Origin of the sequence: Escherichia sp. TW09308 (assembly GCF_000208565.1) — a bacterium.
In the GTDB taxonomy this organism is placed as follows: domain Bacteria; phylum Pseudomonadota; class Gammaproteobacteria; order Enterobacterales; family Enterobacteriaceae; genus Escherichia; species Escherichia marmotae.
The window spans coordinates 2,149,011-2,172,067 of record NZ_AEME01000001.1 but is presented as its reverse complement, the minus strand read 5'-3'; the positions used below and the strand labels follow the sequence as shown (position 1 = coordinate 2,172,067).

Here is a 23,057-nt window from a genome sequence, read left to right as displayed (position 1 = left end):
ACCCTTTCTGGCATCAGCCTTTAATCTGTTTCACCAGATAATCGACGATGTCACCGGTCTTAATTAATTGCTTCTCGCCGTTACGACGGTATTTGTATTCGATATCGTCGTTGTCGAGGTTACGGTCGCCCAGCACGATAGTGTGTGGAATACCGATCAGTTCCATATCGGCAAACATCACGCCCGGACGTTCTTTACGGTCATCCAGCAGGACTTCGATTCCCTGCGCACGCAGTTCGCTGTAAAGTTTCTCGGCCAGTTCTTGTACGCGGAAGGATTTGTGCATGTTCATCGGCAGAATAGCTACCTGGAACGGTGCGATCGCGTCAGGCCATACGATGCCGCGCTCGTCGTAGTTTTGCTCAATCGCCGCAGCCACTACACGCGTAACCCCAATACCGTAGCAACCCATAGTCAGGATCTGGTTGCGGCCATCTTCGCCCTGTACGGAGGCTTTCAGAGCGTCAGAATACTTAGTACCCAACTGGAAGATGTGACCGACTTCGATACCGCGTTTGATCAGCAGCGTACCCTGACCATCCGGGCTTGGATCGCCAGCCACTACGTTACGGATGTCAGCAACTTCCGGGGTTGCGACATCGCGATCCCAGTTGATACCAAAGTAGTGTTTACCGTCGATGTTAGCACCGGCAGCAAAATCACTCATCGCCGCAACGGTACGGTCAATTACAACCGGAATCGGCATGTTTACCGGACCCAGTGAACCCGGGCCTGCTTTAACGACGGCACGAATTTCTTCTTCGGTTGCGAAAGTCAGCGGGCTGGCAACCTGCGGCAGTTTCTCCGCTTTTACTTCGTTCAGTTCGTGGTCACCGCGCACCAGCAGCGCAACCAGCGGGAAGCTGCTGCCTTCAACGGCTTTAACCAGCAGTGTTTTAACGGTTTTTTCAATCGGCAGATTGAACTGTTCAACCAGTTCAGCGATGGTTTTCGCGTTCGGTGTATCAACCAGCGTCATTTCCTGAGTTGCAGCAGCGCGCGGTTCTTTCGGCGCGATAGCTTCTGCCAGTTCAATGTTAGCTGCGTAGTCAGAGGTGTCGGAGAAGACCACATCGTCTTCACCGCTCTGTGCCAGCACCTGGAATTCGTGAGAGGCGCTGCCGCCGATAGAACCGGTGTCGGCCTGTACGGCGCGGAAATCCAGCCCCATACGGCTGAAGATTTTGCTGTAGGCCGCATACATTGCATCGTAGGTTTCCTGCAAGGATTCCTGAGAAGTGTGGAAAGAGTAAGCATCTTTCATCAGGAATTCGCGGGAACGCATGACGCCGAAACGTGGACGAACTTCATCACGGAACTTGGTCTGGATCTGATAGAAGTTCAGCGGTAACTGTTTGTAAGAACTCAGCTCATTACGAATCAGGTCGGTAATAACTTCTTCATGAGTTGGGCCGAGTACGAACGGACGCTCGCCACGGTCAACAAAACGCAGCAGTTCCGGACCGTACTGTTCCCAACGACCACTCTCTTGCCACAGATCGGCTGGCTGAACCACTGGCATCGACACCTCGATCGCACCGGCGTTGTTCATCTCTTCACGCACGATGTTTTCGACTTTTTTCAGAACGCGCACGCCGGTCGGCAGCCAGGTATATAACCCGGAGGCCAGCTTGCGGATCATCCCGGCGCGTAGCATCAGTTGATGGCTGATCACCTCGGCGTCGGCAGGTGTCTCCTTGAGAGTGGAGAGCAGGTATTGGCTAGTACGCATGTTGTTACGGTTCCAGTTGGAAGGTAGAACAGGCTCAAGGCGAGCCTGGGACAAAAAAAGTGATTTAGTTTACCAGTGCAGAAGAAATGTCAAAAGAGAAGGGCGTGAATTTAACGCGCTTCCAGCGCAAAGACTTCAAAACCAGTCTCGGTGACTCGCCAGCGGACGTTAAAATCATGCAGCCAGACGGCATAGGTTTTACCCGTGTCTTCACCTTTACGATAGGCCGGGCGCGGGTCCTGCGCCAGTACTTCGCGGATAAACAGCGTTAACTGCGGATAACGCTTCTCCAGCGTCAAAAGTTGCTTTTCGACGTCTGCGGTAAATCTCACCGCCATCTCTGCTACTGGCGCGCTTTGCGCATAGCTGGCGCTGGCATCGGGAAGCGATTCGGCAAAGGGGAGGTAAGGTTTTATATCCACCACCGGCGTACCATCGACCAGATCCAGACCGCCGAGCTTCAGAATCACGTTATCTTTATGGCAAACAACCTCTTTCAGCTCTACCAGTGACATCCCAATCGGGTTAGGGCGAAAAGTAGAACGCGTGGCGAAAACGCCCATTCTGGCGTTACCGCCGAGACGAGGCGGACGCACAGTCGGGCGCCAGCCACCTTCCATCGTTTGATGAAAGACGAAAAGGATCCATAAATGGCTGAACGCTTCCAGGCCGCGTACGGCATCGGCCTGGTTGTAAGGAGCAATAAGGTGCAGTTCTCCGTTGGCGCTTTTTACCAGCCCAGGCTGGCGCGGAACGGCGAATTTTTCTTTATAGGGTGAGCGAATAACACCTATTTGCTCAAACTGGAAACTGCTCATTTCGCCGTAATGTTAAGCGCTGAACCGATGCACACAGCCTGACGATAGCAGCCTGGCGTACCGCTGGTGACTTCACAGCTATGCAGTAATACCGCATTGGCTTTCATTTTGGAGGCATTGATTTGCATCCGCTTACGTGCGGTTGGGATGCTCGGTGGAGAATCCTGATTAGAGGCCTGGCAAGAGTCGCCACTGACTTCACCGAGATCGCGGAACGGTTTGCCGACTAATTCTTCAGCATTGGTATAAATTCGGACCGGCGTGGCGCGCGGCGCTTTCGGTTTTGCAGGCTCCGCTTTCGGCTGGGGTGCAGTGCTTTGAACGGATTCGACAGGGGATCTGCTTAACATAGAACAGCCGCTTAGCATGAGTGCTAATAAACAGATCGGTAAAGCACGCATAGTATTTCCTCAATGTATGATCAAAACGTCAATATTGAATCAGGCGCTTGTAAAAATGACAAGACGGGCAAGCGCCCGTCCTGAATGATATTACAAATTGTGGAAACAGCCTAAAAATTACCAGCCTTTAACCGCACCGCCGTTAAACACTTTATTTGCCGCTTCATAAACTTCATCAGACTGATAAGCCTGGACGAATTTCTTCACGTTTTCCGCGTCTTTGTTATCTTCACGGGTCACGATCAGGTTTACGTAAGGAGACTCTTTGTCTTCCACGAAGATACCGTCTTTCGCCGGAGTCAGGCCAATCTGGCTGGCATAGGTGGTGTTGATAACCGCCAGAGCAATCTGTGCATCGTCCAGGGAACGTGGCAATTGCGGTGCTTCCAGCTCAACAATTTTCAGATTTTTAGGATTCTCAACCACATCAAGCACGGTCGGCAGCAGACCTACGCCATCTTTCAGCTTGATCAACCCCACTTTTTGCAGCAGCAGCAGTGAACGGCCGAGGTTAGTCGGATCATTCGGTACGGCAACCTGTGCTTCATTGGGTAGTTCATCCAGTGATTTGATTTTCTTGGAATAACCGGCAATCGGATAAACAAAAGTATTGCCTACTGCAACCAGTTTGTAGCCACGATCCTTCAGTTGCTGATCGAGGTACGGTTTGTGCTGGAAGGCGTTGGCGTCGATATCGCCTTTGCTTAATGCTTCGTTCGGTAGCACGTAGTCGTTGAAGGTGACCAGCTCAACGTCCAGGCCATATTTGTCTTTCGCAACTTTCTGCGCGACTTCTGCAACTTGCTGTTCGGCACCGACAATCACGCCGACTTTAATGTGGTTTGGATCTTTTTCATCCTGACCGCAGCCTACCAGTGCCAGTGATCCAATCAGGGCTCCCACTGCCGCAAAGGTTTTGAGTTTGAACGCCATACCTTATTCCTTCTTCAATTATTTATGTTGTGTTGAACGTTACTTGCGAGTGACAGCCCGGACGATGCGATCGCCTGCGAACTGAATTAAATAAACCAGAATGACCAGCAATACCAGCACCGTATTCATCACCGTTGCGTTATAGCCGATGTAACCATATTGATAGCCAATCTGACCCAAACCACCGGCTCCGACTGCACCACCCATCGCGGAATAACCGACCAGAGTAATCAGGGTGATAGTTGCGGCATTTACCAGACCCGGCAACGCCTCTGGTAACAGCACTTTGCGCACGATCTGCATCGGTGTGGGCACCCATTGCGCGGGAGGCTTCAATCAACCCGGTTGGGATCTCCAGCAGGGCGTTTTCGACCATACGGGCAATAAACGGTGCTGCGCCAACTGTCAGCGGAACAATCGCCGCCTGCAAACCAATCGATGTGCCGACAATAATGCGAGTAAACGGAATCATCCATACCAGTAAAATAATGAACGGAATGGAACGGAAAATGTTCACAATCGCAGATACGGTACGATACAACTTCGCGTTAGCAATAATTTGCCCCGGACGTGTGACATAAAGCAGGACGCCAACCGGCAGACCAATCACAAAACCGAAAAAACCGGATACGAAGGTCATTGCCAGCGTTTCCCATACGCCACGAACCAGCAACCACATCATCGGCTCAGACATAACCCAGTACCTCTACTTTTACATGGTGTTCTTGCAGCCAGGCAATGGCGGCTTGCGTATCTTGTTGTGTACCGTGCATTTCGGTCAGCATGATGCCGAACTTAACGCCTCCGGCGTAATCCATCTGCGCGCTAATAATGTTGTTATTAACGTTGAAACGACGTGCGGTTTCAGAAAGCAACGGGGCATCTACTGACTGACCGGTAAACTCCAGGCGCAGCATGGGGACACAATCAGTGAACGGCTCCGCTTGCAGACGTTCCTGATAATCTTCCGGGATATCCAGATGCAGGGTCGACTGAATAAATTTCTGTGCCAGCGGCGTTTTCGGATGCGAGAACACTTCACTTACTGTGTCTTGCTCGATCAACTCACCATTGCTGATAACCGCCACGCAATCACAAATACGCTTCACAACGTCCATTTCGTGGGTGATTAACAGAATCGTCAAACCCAGACGGCGGTTGATGTCTTTCAGCAGTTCGAGAATAGAACGCGTGGTTGCCGGGTCCAGTGCGCTGGTGGCCTCATCGCACAGCAACACTTTGGGATTGCTGGCTAATGCGCGAGCAATCGCCACACGCTGTTTCTGCCCACCGGAAAGATTCGACGGGTAGCTATCATGTTTGTCGCCAAGACCAACCAGCGCCAGTAATTCCGTCACGCGACGTTTGATCTCCTCTTTTGGCGTGTTGTCCAGCTCCAGCGGCAGTGCCACGTTACCAAAAACAGTACGCGAAGAGAGCAGGTTAAAGTGCTGGAAAATCATGCCAATATGACGGCGCGCTTTGGTCAACTCGGATTCTGACAGCGTGGTCAGTTCCTGGCCATCGACCAGAACGCTACCCTCGGTTGGGCGCTCCAGCAGGTTTACACAACGGATAAGCGTACTCTTACCCGCGCCAGAGGCACCGATAACGCCATAAATTTGTCCGGCTGGCACATGCAGACTGACGTTGTTTAACGCCTGGATAGTGCGGGTGCCCTGGTGGAACACTTTGGTGATATTCGAAAGTTTTATCATTGATTATTTATTATCGTCATTAAGTTAGTCGTGGCATTTCGACTGCCTGATACGGTCAAAGCCGTCAATGAAATGGATGTTAAGGCATCCAGACGTCTAAATCAATCAGGTTTATACGAAGAGCACTTTCTTGCAGGTCGAAACATGCGATACTAGCAGCACATGCCTTATTAAGGAGTTATAAAAGGTGGCGAAGAGCGTACCCGCAATTTTTCTTGACCGTGACGGCACCATTAATGTCGATCACGGCTATGTCCATGAGATCGATAACTTTGAATTTATCGACGGTGTCATTGACGCCATGCGTGAGCTTAAAAAAATGGGCTTTGCGCTGGTGGTGGTAACGAACCAGTCTGGTATTGCGCGCGGCAAATTTACTGAAGCGCAGTTTGAAACGCTGACCGAGTGGATGGACTGGTCGCTGGCGGACCGTGATGTCGATCTGGATGGCATCTATTATTGCCCGCATCATCCGCAGGGCAGTGTTGAAGAGTTTCGCCAGGTCTGCGATTGCCGTAAACCACATCCAGGAATGCTTTTGTCAGCACGCGATTATTTGCATATTGATATGGCCGCTTCTTATATGGTGGGCGATAAATTAGAAGATATGCAGGCAGCGGCTGCGGCGAACGTGGGAACAAAAGTGCTGGTGCGTACGGGGAAACCTGTTACCCCTGAAGCTGAAAATGCAGCGGATTGGGTGTTAAATAGCCTGGCAGACCTGCCGCAAGCGATAAAAAAGCAGCAAAAATCGGCGTAACGATTAAAAGATGAGCGGTTGAAATAAAAATGCATTTTTCCGCTTGTCTTCCTGAAACGACTCCCTATAATGCGCCTCCATCGACACGGCGGATGTGAATCACTTCACACAAACGGCCGGTTACGTTTATGAAAATGCAGAAATAACGATCAAATGGCATCATTCCTGCTTTTGTCAGGGAGATCTACCATGCTTATTGGCTATGTACGTGTGTCAACAAATGACCAGAACACAGATCTACAACGTAATGCGCTGAACTGTGCAGGATGCGAGCTTATTTTTGAAGACAAGATAAGCGGTACAAAGTCCGAAAGGCCGGGACTGAAAAAACTGCTCAGGACATTATCGGCAGGTGACACTCTGGTCGTCTGGAAGCTGGATCGGCTGGGGCGTAGTATGCGGCATCTGGTCATTCTGGTTGAGGAGTTGCGCGAACGTGGCGTTAATTTTCGCAGCCTGACGGATGCTATTGATACCAGCACACCGATGGGGCGTTTTTTCTTTCATGTGATGGGGGCCTTGGCTGAAATGGAACGAAAACTGATTGTTGAACGAACAAAAGCTGGACTGGAAGCTGCTCGCGCACAGGGACGAATTGGTGGACGTCGTCCCAAACTTACACCAGAACAATGGGCGCAGGCCGGGCGATTAATTACATCAGGCGTTCCTCGCCAGAAGGTGGCGATCATCTATGATGTTGGTATATCGACACTGTATAAGAAGTTTCCGGTCGGAGATAAATGAAACCGTAGCACGTCGTATGCAAGATCGTGCTGCGGTTTATGCTTATCACTTAAAGACTCAAAAATTAGGTGAGTAACGGACCGGGGACATAGCTCCTTTTTTTCTTAATTCATCTGGTATTTTTTTTCCAAGATAAAGATTAGCTATTTCAGGTGGGGCTTCTCGACCTTCAAAACCATAGCGAGAACTTTGTGTTGCCTCAAAGTCCGGATCCTCGTCCCAGTATTTCATCGTAGGGAAATTTTCACGTGTTGATTTGAGCCATTTATCAGCAATGAAAACCCCTCGAACGATCCCCCTTACAGTAGCAAGAATGACTTCTGCTTGGCTGGCGCGAGAGACATTAATGCGCCAGCTAAATCGAACCGCATCATAAAGCTCTGAATCCTTTGCACTTCTGTTAACGGAAATCATTAATGCTTTATGATGAAATGTTATGGTTTCGGGTTGATATGTTGCTATCAACTCTTTGACATGCGCGGCGCCGAATTCATTGCTGCCAGCACCATTCATGATATTCGTTAACCCAGGGTAGGCATCAATAAGTGCTGCTTCGACTTCGTACGCCGTCTTTTCATCAGTCATTCCGTGTCGATGGATGACATGGATAACCTCAAGTCCTGCTAACCTTATTTCTCTAATTTGCTTTAGCTTGTTGCTCAGTAACTCGTCATCATCAGTCGCTGCCACTTCACCGCGCATATGGGCAAATACGCGGTTACCTTTGCCTTTCCCTACATAGAAGGTGCTTCCGTCCCTCGGATCAATCAATCGGTATACATACCAGCCAAGGTGTTCAATTACTCCAGAAGGAAACTCAGTAATATCCATTTTGCAATATCTATGAATTATTTGTGAGACGTATATTAATGAACATTGCAAGGGCTCACAACCAGTAGTGTTGAGAAAACCATCGGGGAAATGAGGCTAAGTCTTTGAATTTACATAGTACAAAAAAGATACTTTTCCTCATAATGTGAATTAATTTTATGTTTCGTTTGATGATCGGACCGGTCTCAAAAACCGCAGGCACGTTGTATGCAAGAACGTGCTGTGGCTGGCTGGTGAACTTCCAATAGTGCGAATATTGAATGATTTCTATCTGTTATAGATTTTACCGTATTTCGGCATGAATGAAACTGAATATCCTCCCACCGATTCTCCATGACTTTACGCCACTGTCTCTAGGGCTGCTATGTGCCAGAAGCGGACTTTATTCATGAAGGGAATATAGCCTAATACCAGGAATTGTTATAAACACAATCTGGTCGGGTGAACATGGAGATGCTTAGCATTCAAATTATTACTGAGTGATTATAGTCATTTTAACCAGATAACTAAATTTTCGTAATGTTGCAAATCTAGTAGTGGCGCAGCCTAAACGATGCGTAGTACTATCTAAAGCATCCTGACTCCAATGAAAACGTCTAATTTTCGATACTTAGTTGTTTAAGAAGAGTCTAATTATCAAATTGGTCACTAGGAGGCCGAAATTGTTTTTAGAAATAATTGGTGGTTTAGCAAATTTCGCATCTATCTCGGGTATCACAGCTAAAGATTTGATTCCATTTATATCTGACCCGGATAAAAAAATCTTTGAGAAATATTTCAGCTACCTTGAAGGTAAAAGGGTGTTAATTGCACCATTCGATTCAGAGGTTTCACAAGCAGTAATCAAAAGCTTAGAATCAATCAAAGAGGAAACAGAGCAACTACGATTAGATATAAAATCCAAGCAAGCACAACATTTAATATTGGATTTGATCCACACTCTAAGCCAAAACTTAATGTTACTATATAAGCATCAAAATTCGACAGATGAAATACTTTTCTATAAAACCTTGCAAAAAGTGCGAGTTAAATTTGCAAGAGTATTATCCTTACTATGTTTTACGTATGGAGTCGATTTATCAAATCAACAAACTGATTTAGCAAGATTGGTGTTGGAGCATGCTTACCGAGTAAGATAAAATTACACGGACAAGTCATCATAAAGGGGGCACTAATCACTTGATTATGCTCCCTTGCGATTCACAGTTTAAAGTAAATTACTTGCCAAAAAATAATATCATTGTTTTTAATTATCACTCCCCCCATAAAGAGAAAAAATAATTGAATTATAAAAACCCCTCTAACGCTCTGATAAGATTGCGAAATGAATTAAACAAAAATATCGCTGCGGATAACGAAGATTGGGCGGATTTAGTTCACGAACTGATCCCTGAAAACTTAAGATATGATTGGTCTGATTGGATTCGTAAAAATATTAAACATTGTTTGGAGGAAGGAATAGAGACTCAAAGTGAGTTGCTGCTTTTATCATTCCTTTCCACTATAAAGGAAGATAACCTCCCATCTCAATTACAAGTTCCATTAGACGAGCAAAACCGAAAATATACATTATCGGAAATTAGGAATGGTCAGGCAGAATTTTCTATTGCTGTCAGAAATAACTGCTATGGTAGATGTGTTGTAACTGGGTGTGCAATTCCTTCGCGACTCCAATCTGCACATATTGTACCACACAAAGACAATATTGATTATTCTGTAGGTAATGGACTGCTTCTCCGTGCTGATATACATCAAATGTTTGACAAAGGCGATTGCGCAATCGACCCTGTAACTAGGATGATTTGCTTTAAGGAGAATGTATTAGATATAGATTCTGACATTAAAGAGTTTCATGGCAAAGTCATTAATGATTTTGTTAGTGATATAAATTGGCCCAATCTCTCTGAGAGATGGAAAGCCTTTAAAAAAAGATATGAATAGGGATAGTATATTAACTATGGTGATTCGTTAGCACTGCATATCTCAAATAACAACGTCTGCTCTTCGCTCATAACAGACATTCACTACAGTTATGGTAGAAGGTATGCATGCTGGGTGGGGAAAGTATGAAGGAAAAGAAGACTGCTGCGCCGGTTGTCGTCACGTTTATCTTCATTGGCTATGCAAGTCGTAATACAAGGTGGGACAAAACTGAGACACATAAGGCCTCGCAATGGCTTGCAAGGCTTTACATGTTTTGATGTGGTGGGACGTGTGAGCGCAGTGTTGATGGGGTAATGCTTTGAATTAGAAGCGGATTCTTATAATTCGTAATGCGAAGGTCGGAGGTTCGACTCCTCTTATCGGCACCATTCTAATGTCTCCCCAAGTCTACTCAAGTATTTAAAAACCTCTTATAATCCGCATGTTAGCGCCCCTTTTAGTCTTTTGACGTCTACTTAAGTACCCCAAAATCTACAGTCAATTGGGGGGACTTTTGGGGGTATTTGCTGTTCGGTTTAGTGGAGGTACCCCCAAGTGAAACTCAATGCCCGTCAAATAGACACTGCCAAGCCAAAAGAGAAGGCTTACAAGCTGGCTGATGGTGGCGGTCTGTATCTCTTGGTAAAACCTAGTGGAGGAAAATATTGGCGCTTCAAGTATCGTGTAGCTGGTAAAGAGAAGCTGTTAGCACTAGGTGTGTATCCTGAAGTTACCTTGGCTGATGCTCGTGCAAAACGTGAAGAAGCTAAAAGGGGTATCGCTGGGGGTATCGATCCGATGGAAGCGAAACGAGAGGAAAAGATTGCCCGGGAAACGCAGTTAAACAACACCTTCAAAGATATTGCCCTTGAGTGGCACAGCAGCAAATTAAAAAAATGGTCTGCTGGTTATGCTTCAGACATCCTCGAAGCCTTCAACAAAGATGTGTTCCCTTACATTGGCAAAAAACCAATCGCCGAAATCAAACCACTTGAACTGCTGAATGTGCTGCGGCGCATCGAGGGGCGCGGTGCTACCGAAAAAGCCAAAAAAGTGAGGCAGCGATGCGGGGAGGTTTTCCGCTATGCAATTGTCACTGGACGTGCTGAGTATAACCCTGCACCGGATCTCACCAGCGCGATGCAAGGTCATGAATCTAATCATTATCCTTTCCTCACAGCCAAAGAATTACCTGATTTTTTCAAGGCATTGTCCAGTTACTCAGGAAGTGCATTGGTTGTTATGGCGGCTCGTCTACTGATTATCACCGGTTTGCGGACTGGCGAACTGCGCGGTGCATTATGGGATGAAATCGATCTCAACAAGGCTATCTGGGAGATACCTGCTTCACGGATGAAAATGCGTCGCCCTCATGTGGTGCCTTTGTCTAAGCAGGCTCTTTCGCTTATTGGGCAGATTAAAGAATTAACTGGCAATTATCCGCTTATGTTTCCCGGCCGTAATGATCCAAGGAAAACAATGAGCGAGGCTAGCATAAACCAAGTATTTAAACGCATCGGCTATAACGGAAAGGTTACTGGTCATGGATTCCGGCACACCATGAGCACCATTTTGCATGAGCAGGGCTATAACACCGCGTGGATAGAGACACAGCTTGCACACGTCGATAAAAACTCAATTCGTGGCACATACAACCATGCGCAATATCTGGATGGTCGCCGGGAGATGCTCCAGTGGTATGCCGACTATATGGATTCGCTCGAGCATGGCGGAAATGTGGTGCATGGTGAGTTCGGAAAATGCGGGTGACTGGTTGAGTATACAGTAGTAGACTTTGAGCGACGAAAGAAAAGGCTGTGTCTAGGGTCGCTCCCGAAAATCCGTACACCTCGACGGACTGGTACAGCCACTACAGTAGAGGACGCTGAGGTGTGCGTATGATTGATATTCATGCCGAATTAAACGAATACAAAAAAGATTTTATTTCTTTACGTGAATTTCTTGAGGTCGTGCTTAAGGTCGCTGGTGATGATTATGATGTTTCAGATGTCATAACTTGGATACTCAGGAGAATAAACGGAGAACATATCCGCCTGTACACAGTAAATGAATTTAAGCTGTTGGAATCTTTTTGTAACCCGTATCGGGATGAATTTGATTATGATGTTCTTTATAGAAATCTGAATGCGGTTCGGAAACGTGGTTGTTTACCTGGTGAGAGGGATGAAAATGGTTTTCTGGTGTCCGGTTATTGGGAAGATCCCGAATTTGAGAACATTGGATTTATAAGGGGTGAAATTTTCGCAATTTTTCCCGATGTCCTTGACGCGTTAACGAAGCTGGAAGGCGCTAACTCTTCTGAAAATGACGAGGCACAAGGACGCGATATTGAAAAGAAAGAGTTGCGTACAGAGGATGATTTATTATCCCAAATCGCAATGCTGGAAAAAGAAAACGCAGAGTTAAGGGCAAGGATAGAGCAGTTAGAGCAAGAGCGCCCGATACACTTATATAAATACTGGGATAAAGACCCATTAGCTAAGGCTATTGAGATTAGAAACAGAGAGTGGGCCAATTACGATCCAGAAAATGATTTTGCCACCAGGGGAAATCAAGAAGCGATAACCAGGGAGCTTAAGCAGTGGGGGGCAAGTAATGCTCTTGCAACGCTCATAGAGAGGACTGCCTGCCCTATTAACCGAGACAACAGCCAAAAGAACGCAAAGCCGGATTAACGCACCATACCGCATACCCTGAGGGTGATTTACTGTTACCCTGAGGGTATTTTTTTATCTTCCCCGTCAATTTTACCATCACCCTTAGGGTAGATTTCCTCCCGATTACCATCACCCTTAGGGTTAATTTCCTTCCGGTAACCATTAGGCCTGAGGGTATGAAAATATTCGTTATTTCTGTGCGATGATTACCTCGTCAAATTGAGTAGACGTTATGAGGTAAATATATGTCAAATACGCTTATTCGTTTAACAGAAGTTCAGCGTAGAACTGGATATAGCAAGGCATGGATTTATCGCCTTATGGGGCAAGGTAAATTTCCTGCATCAGTTAAAATTGGCTCGCGAGCGATTGCTTTCGTTGAGAGTGAAATTGACGAGTGGATTAATCAGCGTATTGCAGAATCACGCGGAACAGCTACCTGATTAAATGGCTACGGGGCTATTGCCCCCAGCTATCCACCAGCAAATAAAAGTAACTTAATTCGATAGCAGGAGTTTTTATGAAATTTCCAAAAACGCCCGTACAGGGGCAGGGCTTCGTTCGGCCTGAAAACCAGAATCTGCAAAATTTTGGCGAAATTATCCCGGTTATTTCCGGCGTTATTGGCGGGCGTGAAACCAATATTGTTAGCGCCAGAGCGTTGTATAAGGCGCTCGGGGTAGGCCGTGATTTCACTACCTGGATTAAAGGACGTATTGATGAGTACGGATTTAAAAATGGCGTGGATTTTGAAGTTGTAGAAAATTTGTACTTTGATTCCCCGAAACGGGGGAACCAAAGTGTAAATATTGAACAGTTTGATTCTGATTGGACAACAAAGCGCGGCGGTGATCGCCGCAGTGAAGACTATTTGATCTCCACGAACATGGCGAAAGAACTGGCGATGGTCGAACGCACCGAACAAGGCCGCGCCGTTCGCCAGTATTTCATCAAATGCGAGGAGGATCTACACAAGGTGGCGCCAGTGCGTTCCGCAGCGTTACGCCGGGAACTGAAAGCCCGTATCACCGTTGCCAGCTACTTTAAGCCGATGTGCGCCGCGCTGGAGGCGTACCGGGCTGAACTGGGTAAAAGCACGTTCCAGCACCACTACACCACGGAAGCCAATATGCTGGCGCGTATCGTGCTGGGTGGCATGACTGCAAAACAGTGGGCACTGGCGAACGGCATCACAGGCGAACCACGCGACCACATGAGCACGTTGCAGCTTGAGCACCTTTCTTACCTTGAGCAGAGCAATATCACGCTGATTGAGTTAGGCCAGGACTACCACCAGCGGAAAGCTGAATTAATTCGTCTTTCGCAGCGTTGGTTAGCCCGCCGCATGGAGGAAAACAGCCATGTGTAACGCTCTGACCGTTACAAAAAGAGAAAGCGCCCCGTTGCCGGAGCGCCTTTGTGAACGAATAGCCTACTGCGCCATATTGCTTACTGTCTCAAAACACCTGTTAATGCGCCATAAAACAAGCAATTTGCCGTTTTTGCAACCGCAATCACACTTCCTGGTGGCATACTAAGGATGAAAAAAAGAATAAGGAAGATGAGTATGCCATTAAGCGCACAACAGTTAGCTGCACAGAAAAACCTTTCGTATGTTCTGGCTGAGAAGCTGGCGCAACGGATCTTAAAAGGTGAATACGCACCCGGCACCATTCTGCCTGGTGAAATTGAGCTGGGTGAGCAATTTGGAGTGAGCCGTACTGCGGTACGCGAAGCGGTCAAGACGTTAACGGCAAAAGGAATGGTTTTGCCACGTCCACGAATTGGTACGCGTGTCATGCCGCAATCCAACTGGAACTTTCTTGATCAAGAGTTGCTTACCTGGTGGATGACGGAAGATAACTTTCATCAAGTTATTGATCATTTTCTAGTTATGCGTATCTGTCTGGAACCGCAAGCCTGCTTACTGGCAGCAACGATGGGCACCGCAGAACAGAAGGCACATCTTAATACGCTGATGGCCGAAATGGTGGCATTAAAAGAAAATTTCCGCCGGGAACGTTGGGTTGAGGTTGATATGGCCTGGCATGAACACATTTATAAAATGAGTGCTAACCCGTTTTTGACCTCTTTCGCCTCGTTATTTCATTCGGTTTATCACACCTACTTTACATCGATAACCAGCAACACTGTAATAAAACTGGATCAGCACCAGGCGATCGTTGATGCGATAATCCATAGTGATGGCAACGCAGCTTTCAAAGCTTGTCAGGCACTGCTACTTCCCCTCGAGAAGTGAGACAGCCTAACGAAACACTGAATGAGCGATAAAAAGCGTGGTATGGCGAGTTTATTGTGGATTGCGGCAATGACCTTCTTTATGCAGACTCTCGATGCCGCCATTCTGAATACTTCCTTCCCCGCTATCGCTCATAGCCTCAATCGCTCACCCCTTGCCATGCAATCGGCCATTATCAGTTATACGTTAACGGCGACAATATTTTGCTTAAAATCTAAGCAGAGCCGCGCTCCATCAGAATCGGGGTGAGTTGTAATCGTTGTTGCTGTAAGGTTGGTTGAGCCATCCGGTGGATAAGTACATCAATTGCCAGCTCTCCCAGTTCATCTTTCGGTTGATGAATTGTGGTGAGCGGTGGCGTCATATAACGTGCCAGTTCAATATCGTCATAACCAATCACCGCGATGTCCTGCGGAACATGTAACCCAGCCTGGTATAACGCCTGGTACACACCGACCGCCATCGCGTCATTTCCAGTAAACACAGCCTGGGGACGTAACGGATGCGATAATAACTGCTGCATCGCGTCAAACCCGCCGTTAAATTCAAAATCGCCTGTCACTTCATAGCCATCAGGAACTTCCAGTCCAGCACGATCCATTGCCGCCCGGTAACCTTCCAGCCGCAAACGTGCAGGCGTTTTATCCAGCGGGCCGGTAATACAGGCAATACGGGTATAGCCTTTGTCGATCAGATATTGCGTCGCTAAATCCCCCCCCAGAAACGAGTTATCCTGAATGAGATCGCTGTCGCCATCGAACGGCGCCCAGTCCATCATCACGGTAGGAATTGTTGGATAGCGTTGCATGATCTCACGCGAAGGCTGGTGTGTTTCAGTACAGAGTAATAGCAAACCATCGACACGTTTTTGCATCAACGTTTCCAGATTGCGATTCATTCGCTGCTCATCGCCTTCGGTATTGCAGAGAACAAGGCTATAACCGCGTTCAAAGCAACTGCGTTCAACGCCACGCACCAGTTCAGAATAGAAAGGATTGGTACTGGCAGTGATCAACATGCCAATAGTATGTGTTTGATTGAGCTTGAGACTACGTGCCAGAGCTGATGGCGCGTAATTGAGTTCTTTAATCGCCGCTTCAACTTTGGCGGTAATCGCTTCGCTGACGAAGCGATCTTTATTGATGACGTGAGAAACTGTCGATGTAGAAACGCCCGCCAGACGGGCAACATCTTTCATTGTAGCCAAGCGTCACCTCTGCCTGTCTAAGAAGGTATCGATCTCTTCACGCCAGGGAACGGAAGGTTGTGCACCTTTACGTGTCACAGCAATCGCAGCGGCAGCATGGGCAAAACGAATCGCCTCAGGCAATGTTTTTTCTTCCAGCAACGCCGTGATTAACGCGCCATTAAAAGTATCTCCGGCAGCAATAGTATCAACAGCCTGAACCCGGAATCCAGGTACGCGCTGACCTTCGCCATTCACACTGGCCCACACGCCACGGCTCCCTAAGGTAATCAGTACAGTACGGATACCTTTCTCATGTAGTATCTGCGCAGCTTTCGCCGCATCTTCATCATTTTCAACACGAATACCGGTGAGCTTTTCTGCTTCCGTTTCGTTTGGCGTGATGATGTCCACCAGCGCCAGCAATTCGTCAGGAAGTTCACGAGCCGGAGCCGGGTTAAGTGCAACGATAGTTTTATTTTGATGGGCGATTTTCGCCGCTGCCATCACACTTTCGAGTGGTGATTCCAACTGCATTAATAATGCCGACGCGTTGGCAATACGCTCACGTTGCGCTTCCACCAGCGTTGGGGAAAGGGCTGCGTTAGCCCCGGCATGAATGCCGATAACGTTCTCGCCTTCGGCATTAACAAAAATCAGCGCTACGCCTGTCGATTCGCCCTTGATCACACTGACCGGAGAAATATCAATATTATCAGTGGCGAGTTGCTGACGAACACTCTCACCAATGCTGTCATCCCCTGTGCAGGCAATGAACGCAATATTCGCGCCACTACGCCCTGCGGCCACAGCCTGATTCGCGCCTTTACCGCCGAATGCGACCTGATAGTGGTTACCGGTTACGGTTTCGCCTGGAGTAGGAAAAGATTGAAGATTAAGGATATGGTCAGCATTAATGCTGCCAAGAACAACGAGGCTGCCTGCATTTTGCATATTCGGGATGTCCATAAAATGCGCCACCGGGTTAGGGTGGCGCGTGCCCTGCTTTTCTTTATATTACACGTTCATCTGTCGATGCCGTATTTATGCCACCATCAGGTTATAAAACCTGATTAAAGACTACTGCTTAACAACCAGTTTCAGATCAACCGGATACTTAGCCTGAACTTTCTCGCCTTTCAGCACTTTATCGGCGGTTTCGACGCCTTTCGCGCCAATCTGATCGGGTAACTGAGCGATAGTCGCTGCTAGTTTGCCATCATTAACCGCTTTTTCGCCATCCGGCGTACCGTCAAATCCGACAACCATCACATCCGATTTACCGGCAGTTTGCAGAGCGCGCAGTGCGCCCAGCGCCATTTCATCGTTCTGCGCGAATACAGCCTGCACATCCGGGTGCGCCGTCAGCAAGTTCTGCATCACGTTCAGACCTTTGGTACGGTCGAAGTCTGCTGGCTGGCTGGCGAGAACGTTAAATTTGTGAGCTGCAACGGCCTGCTGGAAGCCTTCGCCACGTTCGCGAGCAGCGGATGTACCGGCGATGCCCTGCAATTCGATAACTTTCGCCCCTTCACCTGCTTTCTTCGCGATGTAATCACCGGCAATTTTGCCGCCCAGTACGTTATCGGAAGCAATGTGGCTAACAACGTCGCCTTTCGTTGCCTGGCGGTCAAGAGTGATTACCGGGATGTTCGCCTGGTTGGCCATCTTCACGGCGTTACCTACCGCGTCGGAGTCGGTCGGGTTAATCAGCAGAATTTTGGTGCCGCGAACAGTTAAGTCCTGCACATTCGCCAGTTCTTTTGCCGGGTTGTTCTGGGAGTCCAGCACCACCAGGTTATAGCCGAGTTTATCCGCCTCTTTCTGCGCGCCATCTTTCAGCGATACAAAGAACGGGTTATTGAGCGTGGAAACCACCAGCGCAATGGTATCTTTTGCCATTGCATTCGCACTGACGGTGGCGCTTAACGCAACAGCAGAAACCAGGGTAGCCAGTTTTTTCATGTTCATATTCAAGATGTCCTGTAGTCGTTATTACTGCTTTTTGTTGTCTACCAGCACCGCCAGCAAAATCACCACCGCTTTGACGATCATCTGGTAATAGGAGGAAACACCTAACAAATTCAAACCATTATTAAGGAAGCCAAGAATTAATGCGCCGATCAATGTCCCAACAATGCGACCTTTTCCGCCTGCCAGACTCGTACCACCCAGAACCACCGCGGCAATGGCATCCAGCTCGTAGCCAGTCCCCGCCGTCGGTTGCGCAGAGGAAAGACGCGCTACTTCAATGATCCCAGCCAGCGATGCCAGCAGTCCACAAAGAGAGTAGACGATGATTTTGATTCTATTGACATTGATACCAGAAAGACGCGTTGCCGCTTCGTTGCCACCCAGCGCGTAGATGTAACGCCCCAGACGCGTGTGATGCAGCATGTACCAGGCCGCGAGGAAGACAATACCCATGATCCACACAGGCGTCGGTACGCCCAGCGGACGCCCAATACCAAACCAGCCAAACAGGTCGGCGTTCTCGGTAAAGCCGGTATTCACCGGGCTACCGTTGGTGTAAACCATCGTCACGCCACGCAGTAAAAGCATCATCACCAGGGTAGCGATAAACGCCTGGACGCGGCCTTTCGCTACAATCACCCCGGTTACCGCGCCAATTGCAGCTCCTAATGCCAGTGCGGCAGCAACAGCCACCAACGCGTTAACTTCAATGCCAACGATGGAGGCAGCAACTGCGCCAGTTAGCGCCAGCAGAGAACCGACGGACAGGTCGATACCCGACGTCAGGATCACCAGCGTCATGCCGACCGCCATAATGGCGTTAACCGAGGTTTGCTGGAGAATATTGAATAAGTTATTAACGGTGAAAAAGTTCGGACTTAACGTCGAGACAATCGCGATCAGCACCAGCAGAGCGATAAGCGATTTCTGCTCCATCAGCCACGCTTTCGTGAAATAACGGCGACCAGAGACAGTCTGGGTTGTCATTTTTTTACTCCTGATTCACGCGATTAAGCTTGCCCACAGCGGCAGCCATTAACACTTCCTGGGTGGCCTGCTCACGAGTAAATTCCCCGCTGAGATGCCCTTCATGCATAACGATGATGCGATCGCTCATGCCTAATACTTCTGGCATTTCCGATGACACCAGAATGATGCTCAAACCATCGGCTTTGAACTGGTTGATCAGTTGATAAATCTCTTTTTTCGCGCCGACATCCACGCCACGGGTGGGTTCATCAAGGATAAGCACTTTCGGGCGCGTCATCAGACCGCGGGCAATCGCCACTTTTTGCTGATTGCCACCGGAAAGCAGACCAATTGCCTGTTCCATCGACGGCGTTTTCACATTGAACAGACGAATAAAATCACTCACCGCCTGTTGCTCATCGGCATGCTTCAGACTGCCATCAGCACGGCTGAAGTAACGCAGGGCAGTTAGCGACATGTTCTCTTTTACTGACATGCCCAGCACTAAACCGTCGCGTTTGCGGTCTTCGGAGATATACACAATGCCATTTGCCAGGCCATCCTGCGGTGAACGGGTAACAACTTCATGCCCATCCAGAGTGACGTAACCGCTGGTGCGCGGCAGCGCGCCGTAGAGCACTTTCATCAGTTCGGTGCGGCCGGCGCCCATCAAACCAGAGACGCCGAGAATTTCACCTTTACGTAGGGTAAAAGAGACATCGTTAACGCCAGGTCCGCAGAGATTATCAACTTTCAGACGGATATCTCCCGGCGCTTTTTCCAGGTGTGGATATTGTTCTTCCAGTTTGCGACCCACCATCATCTCAATCAGCGAATCTTCGGTTAGTGATGCCACTTCACGCTCGGCAATAAATTGCCCGTCACGAAAAACCGTAACGTCATCACAAATCTCGAAGATTTCTTTCATACGGTGGGAAATATAGACAACGCCGCGCCCTTGCAATTTCAGCTCGCGAATGACGCGGAACAGGGATTCGGTTTCGGTATCGGTCAGCGCATCGGTCGGTTCATCCATAATGATAACTTTCGACTCAAAGCTTAATACCTTCGCGATTTCAACCATCTGCTGGTCACCGATGGAAAGATCGCCCACCAGCTTGTCGCTTTTAAACCGCAGATTAAGTTTAGCCAGCAATTTATCCGCTTCGGCATACATGGTTTTCCAGTCAATTTTGCCAAAACGATTCACAAACTCTCGGCCGAGGAAAATATTTTCCGCAATGGTCAGTTGCGGGATCAGATTCAGTTCCTGGTGGATAATGCCAATTCCAGCTTCCTGAGAAGATTTCGGCCCGGTAAACGTCGTTTCTTTGCCCAGCCATAAAAGCGTACCGGCATCACGGGTATAGATACCGGTAAGCACTTTCATCATGGTGGATTTACCCGCGCCATTTTCACCTACCAGCGCCATCACGCGACCCGGATAGACATTTAGCGCGGCTCCCGAAAGCGCTTTTACGCCCGGGAAGGCTTTATCGATACCTTTAAGCTGTAGTAATGCTTCCATGGCGGCCTCAGAACGTCACGCCAGCACAGAGAATGATATTCGCATACGGGGAACACTCCCCGCTGCGAATTACCGCCTGACTGTTTGCGGTTTGTTGTTTGAATTGTTCATGCGTGATGTAACGAATTTCAATGAAATTTCCCTGGTGTTTTTGCAGCGTCTCAAGATGTGAGAGCAACGTTTCGTGGAGTTGCGGATTATGTTGTTTGATCTCTTCCGCGATAATGGCAGCCTCGACCTGCATTTCACTTGTGACGACGCCCAGCACCTGCATAAAAGAAGGTACGCCCTGGGTTAATGCCATATCGATACGCGTTGTACTTTTGGGGATAGGTAAACCAGCATCACACACCACCAGCGTATCGGTATGCCCCAGGCGGGAGATCACCGACGAAATACCTGAATTAAGAACGGCGCCTTTTTTCATTTTTTTCTCCATCAGCGAAACGTTTCGCTGACCCGCAGTTTAATCCCGTCTAATTAAGGAAAACCATCGCGACGTTGCAGAAATGTGATCAACATCGAAACGTTTTATATCGAGAGCAAACAATGAAAATAAAAACGCCCCCTTATGGAGAAAGGAGGCGTCTGGGGTTAGATCTCGACCTGTGTACCCAACTCGATAACCCGGTTTGGTGGGATTTCAAACTGATCCGGAGCGCGCAACGCATTACGTTGCAACAGCAAATACAGCTTGCCGCGCAAACGTAAGTACCACGGACGTTTGCCGAGGATCAGTGATTCATGTGACATAAAGAAGGACGTTTCCATCATTCGACAACTTAACCCTTCCAGACCACAGCGGTGGAAAACTTCTTCTACGTTTGGCGTTTCCCGCCAGCCATAACTTGCCACCACGCGCCAGAAAGTAGGCGACAGTTGTTCAATCTGTACCCGACGGACGTTATGGACATATGGCGCGTCTTCAGTACGCAGAGTTAACAGAATAACCCGCTCGTGCAATACCTTGTTATGTTTGAGGTTATGCATTAGAGCAAAGGGAATGACATTGATTGCGCGCGACATATACACCGCAGTTCCGGGCACACGAACAGGCGGTGATTTCTCCAGCGAAGCAATCATCGCCTCCAGAGAGTTACCATGTTCATGCATCCGCCGCAGCAGGCGGAAACGCTCACTCTTCCAGGTGGTCATCACGATAAACATCACCGTACCGAGGCTCAATGGCAACCAGCCACCGGAGAGCAGTTTATCGAGGTTAGCGGTAAACAGCGGGATATCAACACACAAGAAGGCAATCAGAATCAGCGCAACAAAATACTTATTCCAGTGCCAGTTCTGGCGCGCCACGGTAGTTGAAAGAATAGACGTCAGTACCATAGTTCCGGTAACTGCAATCCCATATGCCGCCGCCAGGTTACTGGAGTGCTCAAAGCTGACTATCACAATCACGACTGCGACATAAAGCATCCAGTTCACAAATGGAATGTAGATTTGCCCCGATTCCATTTCAGAAGTGTGAATAATGCGCATCGGAGACAAATAGCCCAGACGTACCGCCTGACGCGTCAATGAGAAGACACCAGAGATAACCGCCTGCGAGGCAATTACCGTTGCCAGTGCGGCGATGATCAGCAGCGGGATCAGCGCCCAGTCCGGTGCCAACAGAAAAAACGGGTTTTTAATCGCTTCCGGGTTCTTTAACAGCAGCGCCCCCTGACCGAAGTAGTTAAGGGTTAAAGAAGGCAGTACGACGGTAAACCATGCCAGGCGAATCGGGAACTTACCAAAGTGCCCCATATCAGCGTACAGCGCCTCAACACCGGTAATCGACAGAACCACCGCGCCTAACGCAATAAAGGAAACGGTTTTATATTCAAGGAAGAAATGCACCGCCCACATTGGATTTAAGGCATGCAACACTTCTGGATTGGCAATAATGCTACGTAACCCAAGAGCTGCCAGAATCAAAAACCAGGTCAGCATAATCGGCGCAAAAAGCTTACCGACCATAGCAGTGCCATGTTTTTGAATCATAAACAGTAACGTGAGAACGATGATTGAGAGGGGAACAATCCAGGTGTCCAGTTGTGGGGCGACGATTTCCAGACCTTCGATGGCAGACATTACCGAAATGGCGGGTGTTATGACAACTTCACCATAGAAAAAGCTGCCGCCTATTAGCCCCATAATCACCAGAATTGAGGTCGTTCGCGCCGACGTATTGCGCCCGGCAAGCGACATCAGCGTCAGAATTCCCCCTTCACCGGCGTTATCTGCACGCATCACGAAGGTGAGATATTTTATGGAAACCACAAAGATTAGCAGCCAGAAGATCAGCGATAAAAAGCCAAACACGGCATCGCGTTCAACGCCAAAACCAAACTGGCCGGACAAACATTCACGAAGCGTATATAACGGGCTGGTACCAATATCGCCGTAGACAACTCCAATCGCCGCGAGGGTAATCGCGGGCAACGATTGCTTATTATCAGTGCTCATAGACTAGTCTTTCGTTGAAATATGAAATGTGTGCGTAGTCCCTTGGCCCACAAAAAAGCGTTCAGTATGCACGATTAACGGCAAAATCGTACTCCTAAATGCGGTCACATTAACCTGGCTCAAAGAAAAATAGCCCTCC

The 23,057-nt window shown here is 48.3% G+C and carries 22 protein-coding genes and 2 pseudogenes; 10 read left to right on the top strand and 14 right to left on the bottom strand.

The features are described 5' to 3' along the window. Positions 1-13: 13 nt before the first annotated feature. From proS to metN, 6 genes and pseudogenes are all read right to left on the bottom strand, one after another. Positions 14-1,732 carry a proline--tRNA ligase gene (gene proS, locus ESM_RS0110440; RefSeq protein WP_001260709.1) on the bottom strand — a complete coding sequence of 573 codons (1,719 nt, stop codon included), beginning with the start codon at positions 1,730-1,732 and terminating at the stop codon, positions 14-16. 110 nt (positions 1,733-1,842) lie between these two features. Then, positions 1,843-2,550, bottom strand: coding sequence for a tRNA (N6-threonylcarbamoyladenosine(37)-N6)-methyltransferase TrmO (tsaA, locus tag ESM_RS0110435; protein WP_000094002.1), 708 nt, complete (start codon positions 2,548-2,550; stop codon positions 1,843-1,845). Continuing rightward, a complete protein-coding gene (rcsF, locus tag ESM_RS0110430) occupies positions 2,547-2,951 on the bottom strand; it encodes an Rcs stress response system protein RcsF (RefSeq protein ID WP_001202319.1) in 405 nt (134 codons plus the stop codon). Before rcsF ends, tsaA begins: the two co-directional genes overlap by 4 nt. Positions 2,952-3,068: 117 nt before the next feature. Continuing rightward, entirely contained in the window at positions 3,069-3,884 is an 816-nt protein-coding gene (gene metQ, locus ESM_RS0110425) for a methionine ABC transporter substrate-binding lipoprotein MetQ (protein ID WP_000874673.1), read from the bottom strand. Between the two features lie 39 nt (positions 3,885-3,923). Then, positions 3,924-4,578: pseudogene (locus ESM_RS01000000124610) on the bottom strand (methionine ABC transporter permease MetI). Beyond that, on the bottom strand, positions 4,571-5,602 hold the full coding sequence (gene metN / locus ESM_RS0110415) for a methionine ABC transporter ATP-binding protein MetN (protein WP_000593986.1): 1,032 nt from the start codon (positions 5,600-5,602) through the stop codon (positions 4,571-4,573). Before metN ends, ESM_RS01000000124610 begins: the two are co-directional and overlap by 8 nt. Positions 5,603-5,789: 187 nt before the next feature. On the opposite strand from metN, the gene gmhB reads away from it, so the two are divergent. Both gmhB and pinE read left to right on the top strand, forming a co-directional pair. Beyond that, positions 5,790-6,362: a D-glycero-beta-D-manno-heptose 1,7-bisphosphate 7-phosphatase gene (gene gmhB / locus ESM_RS0110410; protein WP_001140179.1), complete on the top strand. Its 573-nt coding sequence runs from the start codon at positions 5,790-5,792 to the stop codon at positions 6,360-6,362. A 189-nt stretch (positions 6,363-6,551) separates the two neighbouring features. Beyond that, positions 6,552-7,106 (top strand): site-specific DNA recombinase, encoded by a 555-nt coding sequence (pinE, locus tag ESM_RS0110405; RefSeq protein ID WP_000904985.1) that lies wholly within the window; start codon positions 6,552-6,554, stop codon positions 7,104-7,106. Positions 7,107-7,163: 57 nt separating this feature from the next. Here pinE and ESM_RS0110400 read toward each other — a convergent pair whose 3' ends face one another. After that, positions 7,164-7,937: an LEM-3-like GIY-YIG domain-containing protein gene (locus ESM_RS0110400; RefSeq protein WP_000355484.1), complete on the bottom strand. Its 774-nt coding sequence runs from the start codon at positions 7,935-7,937 to the stop codon at positions 7,164-7,166. Between the two features lie 662 nt (positions 7,938-8,599). Between ESM_RS0110400 and ESM_RS0110395 the strand changes: the two genes are divergently transcribed. From ESM_RS0110395 to ESM_RS1000000126590, 8 genes and pseudogenes are all read left to right on the top strand, one after another. Continuing rightward, positions 8,600-9,076 carry a hypothetical protein gene (locus ESM_RS0110395; protein ID WP_010377994.1) on the top strand — a complete coding sequence of 159 codons (477 nt, stop codon included), beginning with the start codon at positions 8,600-8,602 and terminating at the stop codon, positions 9,074-9,076. Positions 9,077-9,218: 142 nt separating this feature from the next. Continuing rightward, the gene (locus ESM_RS1000000125895) at positions 9,219-9,878 is read left to right on the top strand and encodes an HNH endonuclease signature motif containing protein (protein ID WP_001107053.1); all 660 of its coding nucleotides are present in this window, start codon (positions 9,219-9,221) and stop codon (positions 9,876-9,878) included. 537 nt (positions 9,879-10,415) lie between these two features. After that, entirely contained in the window at positions 10,416-11,630 is a 1,215-nt protein-coding gene (locus ESM_RS0110380; protein ID WP_000772650.1) for a tyrosine-type recombinase/integrase, read from the top strand. 128 nt (positions 11,631-11,758) lie between these two features. After that, on the top strand, positions 11,759-12,556 hold the full coding sequence (locus tag ESM_RS0110375) for a hypothetical protein (protein ID WP_000565284.1): 798 nt from the start codon (positions 11,759-11,761) through the stop codon (positions 12,554-12,556). A gap of 227 nt (positions 12,557-12,783) precedes the next feature. Further along, positions 12,784-12,981, top strand: coding sequence for a helix-turn-helix transcriptional regulator (locus ESM_RS0110370; RefSeq protein WP_000072422.1), 198 nt, complete (start codon positions 12,784-12,786; stop codon positions 12,979-12,981). 77 nt (positions 12,982-13,058) lie between these two features. Continuing rightward, positions 13,059-13,907 (top strand): antA/AntB antirepressor family protein, encoded by an 849-nt coding sequence (locus ESM_RS0110365; protein WP_000671665.1) that lies wholly within the window; start codon positions 13,059-13,061, stop codon positions 13,905-13,907. Positions 13,908-14,105: 198 nt separating this feature from the next. After that, positions 14,106-14,798 (top strand): FadR/GntR family transcriptional regulator, encoded by a 693-nt coding sequence (locus ESM_RS0110360; protein WP_001131156.1) that lies wholly within the window; start codon positions 14,106-14,108, stop codon positions 14,796-14,798. Positions 14,799-14,819: 21 nt separating this feature from the next. After that, positions 14,820-14,999: pseudogene (locus ESM_RS1000000126590) on the top strand (MFS transporter); the annotation flags it as partial. 13 nt (positions 15,000-15,012) lie between these two features. On the opposite strand, the gene rbsR reads toward ESM_RS1000000126590, so the two are convergent. The 7 genes from rbsR to kup all read right to left on the bottom strand — a co-directional run bounded on the left by rbsR (position 15,013) and on the right by kup (position 22,918). Then, entirely contained in the window at positions 15,013-16,005 is a 993-nt protein-coding gene (gene rbsR, locus ESM_RS0110355) for a ribose operon transcriptional repressor RbsR (RefSeq protein ID WP_000224458.1), read from the bottom strand. A 3-nt stretch (positions 16,006-16,008) separates the two neighbouring features. Beyond that, a complete protein-coding gene (rbsK, locus tag ESM_RS0110350) occupies positions 16,009-16,938 on the bottom strand; it encodes a ribokinase (protein WP_001517412.1) in 930 nt (309 codons plus the stop codon). 126 nt (positions 16,939-17,064) lie between these two features. Next, on the bottom strand, positions 17,065-17,955 hold the full coding sequence (gene rbsB / locus ESM_RS0110345) for a ribose ABC transporter substrate-binding protein RbsB (protein WP_001056270.1): 891 nt from the start codon (positions 17,953-17,955) through the stop codon (positions 17,065-17,067). A 24-nt stretch (positions 17,956-17,979) separates the two neighbouring features. Then, positions 17,980-18,945, bottom strand: coding sequence for a ribose ABC transporter permease (gene rbsC / locus ESM_RS0110340; protein ID WP_000211871.1), 966 nt, complete (start codon positions 18,943-18,945; stop codon positions 17,980-17,982). 4 nt (positions 18,946-18,949) lie between these two features. After that, the gene (gene rbsA / locus ESM_RS0110335; protein ID WP_000387763.1) at positions 18,950-20,455 is read right to left on the bottom strand and encodes a ribose ABC transporter ATP-binding protein RbsA; all 1,506 of its coding nucleotides are present in this window, start codon (positions 20,453-20,455) and stop codon (positions 18,950-18,952) included. Positions 20,456-20,462: 7 nt separating this feature from the next. Beyond that, positions 20,463-20,882, bottom strand: a complete 420-nt coding sequence (gene rbsD / locus ESM_RS0110330) for a D-ribose pyranase (protein ID WP_001517414.1) — start codon at positions 20,880-20,882, stop codon at positions 20,463-20,465. 167 nt (positions 20,883-21,049) lie between these two features. Next, a complete protein-coding gene (kup, locus tag ESM_RS0110325) occupies positions 21,050-22,918 on the bottom strand; it encodes a low affinity potassium transporter Kup (protein ID WP_000102299.1) in 1,869 nt (622 codons plus the stop codon). Positions 22,919-23,057 lie beyond the last annotated feature (139 nt).